The following is a 14,323-nucleotide window of genomic DNA, read 5'->3' on the forward strand; positions in this document are numbered from 1 at the left end:
GGAACCCGCCATGAAAGCTCTTTACATCGCATCGACGGGCATGAGCGCGCAGGAGCGCAATGTGGAGGTGATCTCCAACAACATCGCCAACATGCGCACCACCGGCTTCAAGCGCCAGCGCGCGGAGTTTCAGGATCTGCTCTACCAGTCCTACCGCCGCGCCGGCGCCGAGACGTCCGACCAGGGCACCGTTGTGCCGGTGGGTGTCGAAATCGGCTCGGGCGTGCGCACCGCAGCAACGCCCCGCGTCATGAGCCAGGGCAATGTCGTGCCGACCGAAAAAGAACTCGACGTCGCGATCCGCGGCGAAGGCTATTTCATCGTCGAGCTGCCGGACGGCCGGACAGCCTACACGCGGGACGGCACCTTCGAGCGCGACAATACCGGCATGCTGGTCAATGTCGACGGCTATCAGATCCAGCCCGGCATCGTCATACCAGATGGCGCGAATGCAGTTTCGATCAGCGCAGACGGCGTCGTTCAGGCATTCATGAACAATGACAGCGCGCCGACGCAACTCGGGCAGATCCAGCTCGCGCGCTTCGTCAACAAGGCTGGCCTCGCGTCCATCGGCGACAATCTCTTCGTTGAGACCGGATCGAGCGGCCCCGCCCAGCTCGGTGTGCCCAATCAGGATGGCATGGGCAATGTGCTCCAGGCTTATCTGGAAATGGCCAATGTGAACGCGGTGACCGAGATCGCCGATCTGATCGCGGCCCAGCGCGCCTATGAAATGAATGCGCGCGTCATCTCCGGGGCGGACGAAATGCTCGCCGCCACCAGCAATCTGCGTTGAGGAAAGGATTGAACGATGCCCGCTAAACCGCTCTCCGGACTCCTTTCTCTCGGCCTCGTCATGGCCCTCGCTTCGACTGTATCGGCGGCGCCGCTGCTGCGCTCGGATATCGTCGTTACCGGCGCCGTCGTCACCATCGGCGATATGTTCGAAGATGCCGGTCCCCTTGCGGGCCAAGCCATCTTCCGTGCCCCGAGCCCCGGGACGGCAGGCATCGTGCCGCTCGATGCCGTGCGCAATGCGGCGCGGAACGCCGGGCTCGTCGATTTCATCGATGATGGCGTCGCCGAGGTGCGCGTCGCCCGGGCCGCAACGCAGATCGACCGGGACACGATAAGCGCGCTGATCACGGCCGACCTAACGACCCGCGGCATTCTCGGCCGGGACATGCTGGCCGAACTGCGCTTCGAGGGCGCCGAGCCACAGTTCTTCGCAGAAGCCGTGGAGGAGCCGGTGCGGCTCGTCAGCCTCCGTTACCTCCCCGGCAACGGCTCCTTCTCCGCAAGGGTCCTGATTGCCGGCCATGCCGAACCGATCGATCTTTCCGGAAACATCGATCTGATGATCATGGCCCCCCATCTCGTCCAGAACCTGCCCGCAGGCACGATCCTCGGCCCAGAGCATATCGAAATGCGCGCGGTCGATGCGCGGATCGCGGAGTCCAACGGCTTCGTGGATCCCGAATATCTGATCGGAAAGCAGCTGCAGCGCCAGAACCGCGCGGGGGTCATGCTGCGCCCCTCCGACGTCACCGAGCCGCAGATCGTCTCGCGCAACGAGCAGGTGACGGTCTATTTCCGCAACGGCCCGATGACGCTGAGCGTAAAGGGCCAGGCGCTCAATGCGGCAAGCCTTGGCCAGCCCGTCGCCGTGCTCAACCTCGTGTCGCGCAAGGTGGTCCATGGCCGGGCCCTCGCGAACGGCGCGGTCGAGATCACCTCCCTCTCCCCACTCAAGCTGGCTGGCCTTTAAGGCGCCTGGAGTCTTACGAGATGAACATCCTCAAGCTCGCCGCCATCGCCGCCATCGCACTGGCCCTCACCGGTTGCAACACCGCCAACCGGCTGGCCTCGATCGGCGAAGCGCCGCCCCTGACGCCCATCGTCGACCCGACGGCGCAGGCGGGGTACCGCCCGATCAATATGCCGATGCCGAGCGTCGTCCAGGCCTCCTACCAGCCCAATTCCCTCTTCTCCAACCAGGCGCGAGGCTTCTTCAAGGACCAGCGCGCCCACCAGATCGGCGACATCCTCACCGTCCTTGTCACCATTTCGGACCGGGCGCAGATCGCAAATCAGACGACGCGCAGCCGCAGTTCGACCAACGCAGCGGGCGTCGGCGGTGTCATGGGCTCGATCTTCGGGCGCATCGCGCCGGAAGTCGATGCATCGGGCGCGATTGACGTGACCTCAGGCGCCAACGATGCGGGCGCAGGATCGGTCAACCGCTCCGAAAGCCTCCAGACGCAGGTCGCTGCCGTCGTCACGCAGGTCCTGCCGAACGGCAATCTCGTGATCGAAGGTCGACAGGAGGTTCGCGTCAATTTCGAGGTCCGCGACCTTATCGTCGCCGGCATCGTGCGCCCTGAAGACATCCAGGCCGACAACACGATCCCCTCATCCAAGATCGCCGAAGCGCGGATCGCCTATGGCGGTCGCGGCCAGATCACTGACGTCCAGCAGCCGCGATACGGACAGCAGGTTCTCGACGCCATCCTGCCTTTCTAGGCAGACCCTTCCCGGCCGGTCGCACACTCCCCCAATCGGTGCGACTGGCATGGCGGCAGGTTCCAGAATAGAACTTGCCCGACAAGGGGCGCAGGCACCCGGCTGCGCCCCTCCCCGTTTTCAGAATGCTGGTGCACGCATGACCTTTTCCAGGCTCGACACACATTGCCGCAAGCTCGAAGCGATGGAGCATGCACTCAGCATGCTGCGCGTCGATGAAGCCGTGATGATGCCGGCGGGCGGTGGGGACAAGCGCGCCGAGGCGGTGGCGACGCTTGCAGGCATGTATCACCAACAGGCCACTGCGCCAGAGATCGCCGACTGGATCGCGGACGCAGAGGCCGAGGACCTGAACGCAGCCCAGAAGACGGCGCTCATCGAATTTCGCCGCGACTATCTCAACAAGACCTGCCTGCCGGTTGCTTTCGTGGAGCGCCAGACGGCTGCCAACATGCGGTCCGAGCAGATGTGGCGTGCCCTGCGCCCCGCCGGGGACTGGGCGGAATTCCTGCCGGCGCTCGAGGCGGTCGTCGCGGCCATGCGCGAGGAAGCGGCCTTGCGCGCCGATGTGCTGGGCCTCGCCCCCTATGACGCCTTGATGGAGCAGTATGATCCCGGCAATCGCGCGGCTGCCGTCGCACCGGTGTTCGATGATCTCAAGCGTTTCCTCAAGAGCTTCATTCCCGAGGCGCTCGAGCATCAGGCCCAAAGGCGCGCGCGCCGTCCCATGAAGCCAATGAACGGCCCCTTCCCCGTCGAGCGGCAGCGTGCGCTCGGGCTTTCCATGATGGGGGCGCTCGGCTTCGACTTCACTCATGGCCGGCTCGACGTGTCCCATCACCCCTTCTGTGGCGGCGTGCCTACCGATGTGCGGATGACGACGCGGTACGAGACCCGCGAATTCCTCTCCGCGCTGATGGGCACGCTGCATGAAACCGGTCACGCCCTTTACGAGCAGGGTCTGCCGACGGAATGGTCTCACTGGCCGGTCGGCCGCGCCCGCGGCATGGCCATCCACGAAAGCCAGAGCCTCTTCGTCGAGCAGCAGATCGCCCGCAGCGACGTCTTCTGGAGCTGGGCGATGCCGCATCTCGCCGAGCATCTGGGCGAGGACGCGGTTGCGGGCTGGGATCTCGAGGACATGCTTGCCCACGTCCATCACGTGGAGCCGGGATTTATCCGGGTCGACGCCGATGAGGCGACCTATCCGCTCCACGTGATCCTGCGCTTCGAGATCGAGCAGGAGCTCGTTTCAGGAGCCCTGCGCCCGTCCGACATCCCGGAGGCCTGGAATGCACGCATGGTCGAGTATCTCGGGCTCTCGACGCTCGACAATCCTCGCGACGGCGCGATGCAGGACGTACATTGGCCCGCCGGTGCATTCGGCTATTTCCCGTCCTATACCCTCGGCGCGATGATCGCGGCGCAGCAATGGGCTGCCCTCGAAGCAAGCCATCCCGGTGCGCGCGAAGACATCGCCCGGGGCGATTTCACCGCCATCAATGCCTGGCGGCGCACGCAGATCTGGCAGCGGGCCTCGACGCTTTCGACGCCCGACCTCCTCGTTGCAGCCACCGGGGAACCCTTGAGCGCACGATTTTTCGAAGCTCATCTGCGCCGCCGCTATCTCGGCTGAGGGCATACCGCGGTTGACTTCCGAATGCTGACGCCTATTTTCTGCGGAACCGCCGCACCAACAGGATGTGTCCAACATGGATTTCCCGATGACCGCCCGCACCCTCGCCAGCGCTCATCAGGACACTCTCCATGCCATCAATCATCCTCGACCAGATCTCGTTTTCCACGCCTGAAGGCGAACCCCTCTTTTCCGAACTGACGCTCGCCTTCCCGCCCGGCCGCACCGGCATTGTGGGCAGGAACGGCGTCGGCAAATCCAGCCTGCTAAGTCTTCTGACCGGCGCCCGGATCCCGGATGCGGGAAGCGTGAGTGTCGCTGGCCGGGTGGGTCACCTCGCCCAGGCCGTGCAACCGAGACAAGGCGAAACGATCGCCGAGGCGCTCGGAGTGGCCCCGGATCTCGCACGTCTCTCTCGTCTCCTCGATGGGACAGGAACACCTGAAGACGCAGCTGAGGCGGACTGGACGCTCGAGGCGCGCATTGAAGCATGCTTTACCCGTCTCGACCTGCCCCAACTCGACCCCGACCGCCCTGTCGCCAGCCTGAGCGGTGGCCAGCAGACGCGCATGGCGATGGCGCGGCTGCTTCTGGAAGAGCCCGACATAATCATTCTCGACGAGCCGACGAACAATCTCGACGCGTGCGGACGTGAAGCCGTCACGGGATTGCTCGGAGACTGGCGCGGCATGGCGCTCGTGGTTAGCCACGACCGCGCGCTCCTGCGGCAGATGGATACGATCCTCGAGCTCTCGAGCCTCGGGGCGCGTCTCTATGGCGGCAACTGGGATCACTTCGCAGAACGCAAGGATGCTGAGCGGGCGGCTGCCGAGCAGACCCTGGCGCATGCCGAGCGCAGGGTTGCCATGGTCGACCGTCAGGTGCAGGCCGTTCGCGAACGCCAGGCGCGGCGCGATGCAGGCGGTCGGCGCAAGCGCGGCAAAGGGGACATGCCCAAGATCCTGCTCGATGCGCGCCAGAACAGTGCCGAGCGAACCGCAGGTTCGCAATCCCGGATCGCAACCCGCCTGCGTGGCGAAGCCGAAGCCGCTGCCGAAGCAGCCCGCGACGCTCTCGAAGCGGTCGCCGAGGTCAATTTGCGGCTTGGCTCCTCAGAGCTTTCGCCGGGCCGCACCGTACTTGCATTCGATGATGTAACCGGAGGTCCGGACATCGCCGATCCCATCATCGGGGAGCTCACCTTCTCCATTACGGGACCCGAGCGAGTAGCCGTCGTCGGACCGAACGGAACAGGCAAGACGACGCTTCTCCGTCTCGCGACCGGGTCCCTGGCGCCCATAGCGGGTCACGTCCGGATCACGCCGCGACACGCCATGCTCGATCAGCAGATGGACCGCCTCGACCCATCCCTCTCCATTCGCGAGAACTTCCTCAGGGCTAACCCGAAGGATGGCGAAAACGCATGCCGGGCGGCTCTGGCGCGCTTTCTATTCCGCGCCGATGCGGCGCTACAGAAGGTCGGCACGCTCAGCGGCGGCGAAATGCTACGAGCCGGGCTGGCGATCACGCTGGGCGGTGGCGCGCCACCCGAGCTGCTGCTGCTCGACGAACCGACAAATCATCTGGACCTCGACGCCATCGCCGCAATCGAAAACGGTCTCAGGGCCTATGACGGCGCTGTCCTGGTCATCAGCCACGACGAGGATTTCCTGGGCAACATCGGCGTGACCCGCCGGATCTCACTGCCGCAACGGCCGGGCCAATGAGAAAAGGGCCCGCATGACGGGCCCTCTTTCCAAAAACTCGAAAACGTCTATTCGTCGCGGTAGACCTTTTCGCGCCGCTCATGCAGTTCCTGCGCTTCGAGCGACAACGTTGCGATCGGGCGAGCATCGAGACGAGCAAGACCGATCGGCTCGCCCGTTTCCTCGCAATAGCCATAGGTGCCATCCTCGATCCGCTTCATGGCAGCGTCGATCTTGGCGATCAGCTTGCGCTGGCGGTCACGGGTGCGCAACTCGAGCGCACGATCGCTCTCGGACGATGCCCGATCGGCCATGTCAGGATGGTTGGTGCTTTCTTCCTGGAGATTTTCAAGAGTCTCGCGACTTTCCCGAAGAATCTCTTCCTTCCAAGTTTCGAGCTTCTTGCGGAAGTATTCCCGCTGACGCGGGTTCATGAAGGGTTCGTCCTCGCTGGGACGGTACTCTAGAGCAGAAACGGCACTTTGCATCTAAGGACTCAACTCCCCGGGTCCAAGGACGGACCTATATAGTGGGGTGAAAACCAGCGGGCAAGCGCATATAATCCACCCCATCAACATGTGATCGGGCGCGTGAATTATCGCCCCAGCTTGGCAAGTTCCACTCTCGCGCGCAGCTCGATTTCGTCGATCAGCGCCTCAACCTCGGGCTCACCCCGGTCGCGAGCCTGGCCCAGAAGCGCCAGTAGCTGGTTGATGCGCCCTTCGCTGAGCCTCCCGATCAACAGGTCAGCCTTGAGATCCTCGAGGGTGTCGAGCAGCGCTGTGCCGCGCTTGACCGTCCGCCGGCGGCGCAACAGAGGATCGTCCACCGACTGGAGCGCAAGAAGGGATTCGATACCGCCGATCGCCGGATTGCCGCCAATTGCGGTGGCCGCCCGCTGACCTGCCGATCCTTCGATGCTGAACGCGCCTCCACTGCCACGCTGCGGAGTGCTGCTCGTGGACCGGGTGTGACTGGGTCGGGAGGTGTTCTCTATGCGCAAGGCGGACTCGCTGGTTCGACACCCGGCAAAATCTGCCCGCGATGGTTAAGAAGCCCTTAACGGACCCGGCAGAAATTTCCTCGCGACCCTGGTCGGGAAACCGGTCCTTTGGCATTACACCAATTTGATCAATGACTTAGTAAGACCGCTGCCTGGCGGGTCCGTGTTGGCACGCTTCTGGCAATGATTGGAAGGAATGCAGGTCCATGAGGAACAGATGCGCCACCCGATCGCCAGAATGATCCTCGCCGCCACCCTGGCCCTGGCCGTGGCCATTGCCCCGGTCGCGCCGGCCATCGGCGCTGCTGCGCGTATCAAGGACATCGTCGACATCGAGGGGGTGCGCGAGAACCAGCTCGTCGGCTATGGCCTGGTCGTCGGCCTCAACGGCACCGGTGACAGCCTCAACAACTCGCCCTTCACCCGGCAGAGCCTGCAGGCCATGCTGGAACGGCTTGGCGTCAACACGCGCGGCGAAGCGATGCGGACCGCGAACGTCGCCGCCGTCATGGTCACCGCAAACCTGCCACCCTTCGCGACGCAGGGCAGCCGGCTCGACGTCTCCGTAGCAGCGTTGGGCGATGCGGGCAGCCTGCAGGGCGGCACGCTCCTCGTGACGCCCCTGCTCGGCGCCGATGGCGAAGTCTATGCAATTGCGCAAGGGCCCGTGCTGATCAACGGGTTTTCGGCGCAGGGCGATGCGGCCTCGGTGGTTTCCGGCGTACCCACGACCGGCAGGATCTCGTCGGGCGGCCTCATCGAACGCGAGATCGGCTTCTCGCTGGGGGCGCAGCGCAGCCTACGCCTGTCCCTGCGCAATCCCGATCTCACCACTTCACGCCGGATCGCCCTGGCCATCAACGACTTTCTGGGCACGCCCACGGCCACGCCCGAAGATCCCGCGACCGTCCGCATCCACCTGCCACGACACTTCAACGGCAACATCGTCGATCTTTTGACCGACATCGAGCAGCTGGTCGTGGAAACCGACCAGGCCGCCAAGATCGTGATCGACGAGAACTCCGGGATCATCGTCATGGGCAAGGAAGTGCGGGTGTCGACCGTGGCGGTTGCCCAGTCGAACCTGACCGTCACGATCGCCGAGAGCCCGACAGTCGTACAGCCTGATCCGCTGAGCTTCGGGGTGACGGCGGTGGAGCCGCGCACCAACCTTCAGGTCAGCGAATCCGCGACCAACCTCGCGGTGGTTCCGGAATCGGTCACGCTCCAGCAACTCGTTGACGGGCTCAATGCGCTGGGCATCTCGCCCCGTGATCTGATCGCCATTCTCCAGGCGATCAAGGCGACCGGGGCGCTGCAGGCCGAGATCGAGGTGCTCTGATGATCGAAGCACTGACCACCCGGCCTGCCGTCGACCCAGCCCACGCACGCATGCGCAAGCAGGCCGAAGAGCTCGAAGGCGTCTTCCTCAATACGCTCGTCAAGGAGATGTTCGCCGGCCTCGACACCGAAGGCGCCTTTGGAGGCGGCTTTGCGGAGGACACTTGGCGCGGCATCCAGACCGAGCAGATCGCCAATGCCATGGCCCAAGCCGGAGGCATCGGTCTTGCCGACCAGATCATGTCCAGCCTGCTGCAGACGCAGGAACACGGCCAGCAGAGCCGCCCCAATCCAATCGGAGCCTATCCCAGATGACCGCCGCCGACCGCCTCGCAGCCCTCGACGCCCTCCCCGCCGACACGCTCTGCACCCGTGCCGAACACGCGCTGAAAGCCCTCGTGGAGGTGATGAACGAAGAAACGACCCTGCTGCGTGCCGGCCATTTCCGTCGGGCCAGCGCCCTCACGCCCACCAAGGCGCAGTATGCGCAGGATTATGTCGGGTTTTCGCGCGCCATTCAGCGACAGCTGGGCCGGCTGCGGCGCGAGGCACCGGATCGCCTCGCCACCCTGCAGACCGGCCATGAACGGCTGGCGCTGCAAATGGCGGAGAATTTGCGCGTCATCGCCACTGCAAGGAATGTGACCGAAGACCTGCTGGGCGATGTCGCGCGCACGGTCGGCGCACAGGCCCGTACGCGGACCTATGGCGCTCGCGGGACGGTCGGGTCAGACCCGGCTCAGCCGGCACGTGGCATCGCGATCAACCGGGCGCTCTGATCACTCGCATTGTCGTAAAACTGCGCCTAGTCCTGCAAGCGCAGGGTAAGCGGCGGCCTGTACCCTTCCCCTCATGGGCATCTCGTCCACGAGGGAGCACAGCATGCGTGCGGGTCCTGCCCCACCCCCGATCCCCGGCAGCAATGCCGCCCAGGTGGAGCAGTTTCCGCAGCGCGCGTTCCGCGAAAAACCCGGAACGCCTGAGGGCACCGGCGCCGCGCCACGCCTTGCACAGGCCGGCGCCGGTCCCGTTTCGCTTCCCGTCACCCCCAGCGCCCCGAGTTCGCCCCAGGCCGCTTTCACCGCGGCAATCATTGCCGCCCGCCTGCGTGGAACGAGAGAACGGCTGGATGCAGCCGAACCGTTTCGGCCGAGAAGCTGGACGCCTCCGCCATCGTCGCTGAGGCTTCGCGACCGGAAGGTCTGACACCGGACGCGGCTTACCCCGAGGCCGCTATTAACGCTTTTTTACAACACCTTGGCCCATGGTGGCGGCACTGTCTCAGAAGAGACATCAACATCGCGTCCGTTTGCTCAGAAGAGGAACACTGAATGGCCGACATCACGCTTTCGAAGGCGGTTCGCTCGAACCTGCTCAACCTCCAGAACACCGCTGCCATGATGGGCAAGACGCAGGAGCGTCTCTCGACCGGCCTCAAGGTGAACTCGGCCCTCGACAACCCCACCAATTTCTTCACCGCATCCGGCCTCAACAGCCGCGCGTCCGATCTCGGCCTGCTGCTCGATTCGGTCTCGAACGCGATCCAGACCATCGCCGCTGCCGACAAGGGCATCTCGGCCATCACCAAGCTGGTCGAGAGCGCTCAGGCCACTGCCCGCCAGGCCCAGCAGATCTCCGAAACCGTCCCCGGCACGACCACCGTCAATCCGGCGACGATTTCCGGCACCTCGGCGATCGCGACCGACACGGGCGGCGTCACCACGGTGAACACGCCCGCCGGCTTCCTCGGCACCCAGGCTATCGCGGCTGATGTGGGCGGTATCGCCACCTCGGACGACCTCACCACCTTCACCGCCGTCGGCGGCTCGTTCACCGTCAACGGCCAGACCGTCACCATTGCCGCCGGCGCAGACAATGGCGGCGCTGCGGCCCGCGCAGCCTTCGAGGCCGTCGCGACCGCTGGCAATTTCACCGTCACTGACAATGGCAACGGCACCTTCTCGCTGCAGTCCAATGACGGCGCCGACCTCGTCATCGCATCGACCGATACCGCTGGCGCCGATCAGATCGCCGCTCTCGGCCTGACCGAAGGCACCACTGCCGCCACCAACGCCACCCTGGGCTCGCTCTCGGGCACCATCTCGATCCAGTCGGGCACCGGTGCTGCCCAGGAGATCACCTTCGGCGCCGGCGAAATCCAGACCCGCGCCCAGCTCGAGACGCGCCTCGGCGAAATCTCGACTGCGCTCGGCATCACGCTCGAGATTGACAGCACCGACAACGTCATCACCGCCACCGGCACCAACGCCGGGGCGAGCCTCACCGTCGCCGGCGAAGCCAGCGTGCTGACCGGCCTCGGCCTCGCGGCAGATACCTTCGATGCCGATGCCACCACCACTCCGTTTGAGAACGCGTCCATCGCGGCTCTCACCGGCACCGTAACCATCCAGGCCGGCAACGGCACGGCGCAGGAAATCACCTTCGGATCGGGCGGCATCCAGACGCGCGATGCACTCGAAACCCGTCTTGCTGAAATCTCCACTGCTCTGGGCATGACTGTCTCGATCGGCAGCGACAACCGCATCAGCGTCACCGGCCCGGCTGACGGCGCGTCCGTCACCATCGGCGGCGACGCGGCAGCGCTCACCGGCCTTGGTCTGTCTGCAGGCACCGAGGAATCCTCGACCTCGATCGTCCCGGGCGCAGGCACCTCGACGAACCCCAAGCGCGCCGAACTGCGCGCACAGTTCGACGAACTCCTGAGCCAGATCGACCAGCTGGCCAAGGATTCGGGCTTTAACGGCGTCAACCTGCTGAACGGCGACAATCTGTCGGTGCTCTTCAACGAGGATGGCGGCTCCAAGCTCGATATCGGTGGGGTGACCTTCAACTCGGCCAACCTTGGCCTCGGCAGCGTCGCGGCCAACGCCTTCGATACCAACGGCGGCATCAATGGCGTTCTCGACAGCCTCAAGGGCGCCATCGATACCCTGCGCGTCCAGGCCTCGAAGTTCGGCTCGAACCTTTCGATCGTGGAAACCCGTCAGGATTTCACCAAGAACATGATCAACGTGCTCGAGACCGGCGCAGCCAATCTTACGCTTGCGGACACCAATGAGGAAGCGGCCAACCTGCTCGCCCTGCAGACCCGCCAGCAGCTCTCCTCGACCGCCCTGTCGCTGGCGAGCCAGGCCGACCAGAACGTGCTCCGGCTGTTCTAGGACGTGCGCCGAGCGCAAGTTGACGGAAGGCGGGCCCCGGCCCGCCTTCTTCGTTTCGCCCCACTCCCCCGCATAGCTGCCGGCAAGCAGGTGAGGAGCCGAATCCGATGGCGTTGAAGGTTGAACTCAAGCCCAATGAACGCCTGATCGTGGGCAATGTGGTCATCACCAATTCCGATCAGCGGACCCGTCTGTTTATCGACGGGCAAGCCCCCATCCTGCGCGAGAAGGACATTCTCTCGCCCGCGACCGCCGATACGCCGGCCAAGCGCATCTACCTTGCGGTGCAGCTGATGTACCTCAACGACGATGTGGAGCTGTTGCAGTCCAACTATTTCGAGCTGGTCAACGACATGGCGCGCGCCGCGCCGTCCACGATCCGGCTGATCGACGATATCAACAACGAGATATTAACTGGAGCGCTTTACAAAGCGTTGAAGGCCGCGCGTCGGCTGATCCAGTATGAACAGGACTTGATGGCAAATGCAGCAGCAGGCGATGCAGGCCTACCAGCAGGTGGCCCGACGGACGACTAATCCGCGCGATCTCGAGGCCAACCTGCTATCGCGATCGGCGAGCAACCTGCAGCGCATCCGCGAGGACTGGGAAAAGAGCCAGTCCGAGCTCAACGCCGCGCTGGTCTTCAACAGCAAGCTCTGGCGCGTCTTCCTCGGCTCGGTCACGCGGGCGGACAATCCCCTCCCCGCCGCCATTCGCCAGAACGTCGCCAATCTCGGCGTCTTCGTCATGAACCAGACCATGAAGCTCGAAGCGCGCCCCGAGCCCGCCAAGCTCGACGTGCTGATCACGATCAATCGTGAACTCGCTGCAGGGCTCCGCGCCGCGGCCAATCCGCCGGCCTGACGGCTCCCGACATCCGCCAGGAGCAGCGCTCATCCTGGGGCGATTTGCCAAGCAAAGCCTCGAAGGACGGGCGCGTCCGGCCCCATCCTTCGACGCCCTACCGCCCGATATCGGCCAGATCGTATGGCGTCGTCTGGTAAATCTCGTTGATCCAGTTCTGGAACAGGAGATGCCCATGGCTGCGCCAGCGGTTCTCGGGCTCCCGTGACGGGTCGTCATCGGGATAGAGGTTGATCGGCGGCGCGGTTTCGAGCCCTGCGGCACGGTCCCGGTCGAACTCGTCGGCCAGCGACCGGTTGTCGTATTCGAGATGGTTTAGCATGTGCACGGCCCGGTGGGTCGGATCATCCAGCATGCAGATGCCGATCTCGTCGCTATCGATCAGGATCCGCAGGTCCGGCGACAGCGAGTCTCGCGCAATGTCGTTATAGCGGGAAACCGGCACCGCCAGATCGTCCGAAAAGCCACGCAGATAGGGCGATCGAGGGTCGACGACCTTGTGCCGGAAAACGCCGAACGCCTTCTCCGCCATCCGGTATCGCCGCGCATTGTGGAAATGGTAGAGCGCTGCCTGAGCCCCCCAGCAGATGAACATGGTGTGGTGCACGTTCGTCTGCGTCCAGTTCATGATCTCGACCATCTCGGACCAGTACTTGACCTCCTCGAACGGGATGTTCGCAATCGGCGCGCCCGTCACGATGAAGCCATCGAACTTCCGGTCCCGGACCGATTCCCAGGTCTGGTAGAACGTGTCGAGATAATCCTCGGCCGTGTTCTTGGACCGATGGTCGGTGATCCGCACCAGCGTGAGATCCACCTGGAGCGGCGACGCGCCGATCAGCCGGGCAAACTGGGTCTCGGTACGCTCCTTGTTCGGCATCAGGTTCAGAAGCCCGATCTGCAGCGGGCGGATGTCCTGCCGGGCGGCACGCGAGGAATCCATCACCATCACACCCTCGGCTTCGAGGACGCGGCGAGCGGGAAGATCGTCGGGAATACGGATCGGCATTTGAAATTCCTTGGCAGACGCGAATGGAGTTGGGTCCTGAGGTGCTCAAGCCGTCACATTCGATCCCGCTTGCGGATGGCATTGGCGACGAGGTCGAGAAACTCGTCGCCATCTCGAACCGTGGCGAGGTCCGCAGCTTCCACGGTGTACCCGAAATTGTCGGCGAGCGCCTGGTAGCGCGGCAGCCGGTCATGCAGCAGAGCCTCGAAGCCCCAGGCTCCGAAGCCTGCGGGGTCGACGTCCTCATCGGCCGTGATGCCGTTGAGGGTCTTGTACTCATCCCACTTCTTCACGAGGAATTCTGGCTGGTAGTACATGGGCTTGGGGCTCTGGCGGAAGCGGCGGATCAGTTCGGCCGCGTCCTTCTCCGTACCCCTTATGTAGATCAGCACCGTGTTCTCGGTAAGGGTGCTGACCACCGGATCGTTGGCATCGTTAGGGTCGATGACCTCGATCAGCGATCCGCCAGTGTCGGCGATGAAGTCATTGTAGCCGTAGAGCACCCGCGCGCGCTCGATGAACCGGGGCAGGTCCAGGAGCGACGCGATCTCGGCCACGCGGTGCTGCTCCTGGCGACGCTGGTATTCGGCGAGCGGCAATCCGCCCCGGCGCGCGTCCCCGGGAGTGCCCAGATAGGTCGACAGCGGATCGAGATTGGCAAAGGTGATGTTGGAGCCGATGGTGATCGAATCCGACCGCAGCAGATCGCGCAGGAATGGCACCTTCATGGCTTCCGCCTTGAAGTTGTCGACGATGAACTCGCCCATGTGCCGGGTGCCGATGCGGTAATCGACCGAATAGTGGAACCAGTGGTGCTGCCGGAGGAGAGCAGAGAGACGCGTCTTCCCGACGCCCGCCATGCCAAACACGGTCACGGCGTGGCGCGGACTGCGCAGGAACGCCTCAGGATCGGAATACAGCATAAGTGCCCTCACTTGCCCGGAACGCCTGCGTTTAGACCATGCGCGGGAGCCGCACAAGCAAGCGGGCAATTTCTGCCGCGCCGCCCGGTGCAATCTGCCGGTTGCAGACGCGCCATGCCCCTGTTCCTCCGCTATC

At 64.4% G+C, this 14,323-nt stretch carries 15 protein-coding genes; 11 read left to right on the forward strand and 4 right to left on the reverse strand.

Going from position 1 to position 14,323, the window contains the following annotated elements:
- Positions 1-10: 10 nt before the first annotated feature.
- From flgG to EMQ25_RS08385, 5 genes are all read left to right on the forward strand, one after another.
- Positions 11-796, forward strand: a complete 786-nt coding sequence (gene flgG / locus EMQ25_RS08365; RefSeq protein WP_127188081.1) for a flagellar basal-body rod protein FlgG — start codon at positions 11-13, stop codon at positions 794-796.
- Between the two features lie 15 nt (positions 797-811).
- Positions 812-1,768, forward strand: a complete 957-nt coding sequence (flgA, locus tag EMQ25_RS08370; protein ID WP_127188082.1) for a flagellar basal body P-ring formation chaperone FlgA — start codon at positions 812-814, stop codon at positions 1,766-1,768.
- Between the two features lie 20 nt (positions 1,769-1,788).
- Positions 1,789-2,523: a flagellar basal body L-ring protein FlgH gene (gene flgH, locus EMQ25_RS08375; protein WP_127188083.1), complete on the forward strand. Its 735-nt coding sequence runs from the start codon at positions 1,789-1,791 to the stop codon at positions 2,521-2,523.
- 139 nt (positions 2,524-2,662) lie between these two features.
- Complete coding sequence (locus EMQ25_RS08380) at positions 2,663-4,159, forward strand: carboxypeptidase M32 (RefSeq protein ID WP_127188084.1); 1,497 nt, start codon at positions 2,663-2,665, stop codon at positions 4,157-4,159.
- Positions 4,160-4,290: 131 nt separating this feature from the next.
- The gene (locus EMQ25_RS08385) at positions 4,291-5,886 is read left to right on the forward strand and encodes an ABC-F family ATP-binding cassette domain-containing protein (protein ID WP_127188085.1); all 1,596 of its coding nucleotides are present in this window, start codon (positions 4,291-4,293) and stop codon (positions 5,884-5,886) included.
- Positions 5,887-5,933: 47 nt separating this feature from the next.
- On the opposite strand, the gene dksA is transcribed toward EMQ25_RS08385, so the two are convergent.
- Positions 5,934-6,353, reverse strand: a complete 420-nt coding sequence (dksA, locus tag EMQ25_RS08390) for an RNA polymerase-binding protein DksA (RefSeq protein ID WP_127188086.1) — start codon at positions 6,351-6,353, stop codon at positions 5,934-5,936.
- Positions 6,354-6,460: 107 nt separating this feature from the next.
- Positions 6,461-6,868, reverse strand: a complete 408-nt coding sequence (locus tag EMQ25_RS08395; RefSeq protein ID WP_127188087.1) for a flagellar assembly protein FliX — start codon at positions 6,866-6,868, stop codon at positions 6,461-6,463.
- A 217-nt stretch (positions 6,869-7,085) separates the two neighbouring features.
- Here EMQ25_RS08395 and EMQ25_RS08400 point away from each other — a divergent pair, with 217 nt between their 5' ends.
- The 6 genes from EMQ25_RS08400 (at position 7,086) to flaF (ending at position 12,255) form a co-directional block, all read left to right on the forward strand.
- A complete protein-coding gene (locus EMQ25_RS08400) occupies positions 7,086-8,210 on the forward strand; it encodes a flagellar basal body P-ring protein FlgI (protein WP_127188088.1) in 1,125 nt (374 codons plus the stop codon).
- Positions 8,210-8,524: a rod-binding protein gene (locus EMQ25_RS08405; protein ID WP_127188089.1), complete on the forward strand. Its 315-nt coding sequence runs from the start codon at positions 8,210-8,212 to the stop codon at positions 8,522-8,524. The genes EMQ25_RS08400 and EMQ25_RS08405 overlap by 1 nt, the downstream gene beginning before the upstream one ends.
- Positions 8,521-8,988, forward strand: a complete 468-nt coding sequence (locus tag EMQ25_RS08410; protein ID WP_127188090.1) for a hypothetical protein — start codon at positions 8,521-8,523, stop codon at positions 8,986-8,988. Before EMQ25_RS08405 ends, EMQ25_RS08410 begins: the two co-directional genes overlap by 4 nt.
- Positions 8,989-9,540: 552 nt before the next feature.
- A complete protein-coding gene (locus EMQ25_RS08415) occupies positions 9,541-11,391 on the forward strand; it encodes a flagellin N-terminal helical domain-containing protein (RefSeq protein WP_127188091.1) in 1,851 nt (616 codons plus the stop codon).
- 107 nt (positions 11,392-11,498) lie between these two features.
- Positions 11,499-11,927: a flagellar biosynthesis repressor FlbT gene (gene flbT / locus EMQ25_RS08420; RefSeq protein ID WP_127188092.1), complete on the forward strand. Its 429-nt coding sequence runs from the start codon at positions 11,499-11,501 to the stop codon at positions 11,925-11,927.
- Positions 11,875-12,255, forward strand: coding sequence for a flagellar biosynthesis regulator FlaF (gene flaF, locus EMQ25_RS08425; RefSeq protein WP_204569930.1), 381 nt, complete (start codon positions 11,875-11,877; stop codon positions 12,253-12,255). Before flbT ends, flaF begins: the two co-directional genes overlap by 53 nt.
- Before the next feature lie 97 nt (positions 12,256-12,352).
- Here the strand turns inward: flaF and EMQ25_RS08430 are convergent, their stop codons facing one another.
- Together EMQ25_RS08430 and EMQ25_RS08435 are read right to left on the reverse strand one after the other, a co-directional pair.
- Positions 12,353-13,264, reverse strand: coding sequence for a homoserine O-succinyltransferase (locus EMQ25_RS08430; RefSeq protein WP_127188093.1), 912 nt, complete (start codon positions 13,262-13,264; stop codon positions 12,353-12,355).
- Positions 13,265-13,317: 53 nt separating this feature from the next.
- Positions 13,318-14,187 (reverse strand): ATPase, encoded by an 870-nt coding sequence (locus EMQ25_RS08435; protein ID WP_127188094.1) that lies wholly within the window; start codon positions 14,185-14,187, stop codon positions 13,318-13,320.
- Positions 14,188-14,323: the final 136 nt, after the last annotated feature.

This window comes from Arsenicitalea aurantiaca (genome assembly GCF_003994485.1).
Taxonomy (GTDB): Bacteria; Pseudomonadota; Alphaproteobacteria; order Rhizobiales; family Devosiaceae; genus Arsenicitalea; species Arsenicitalea aurantiaca.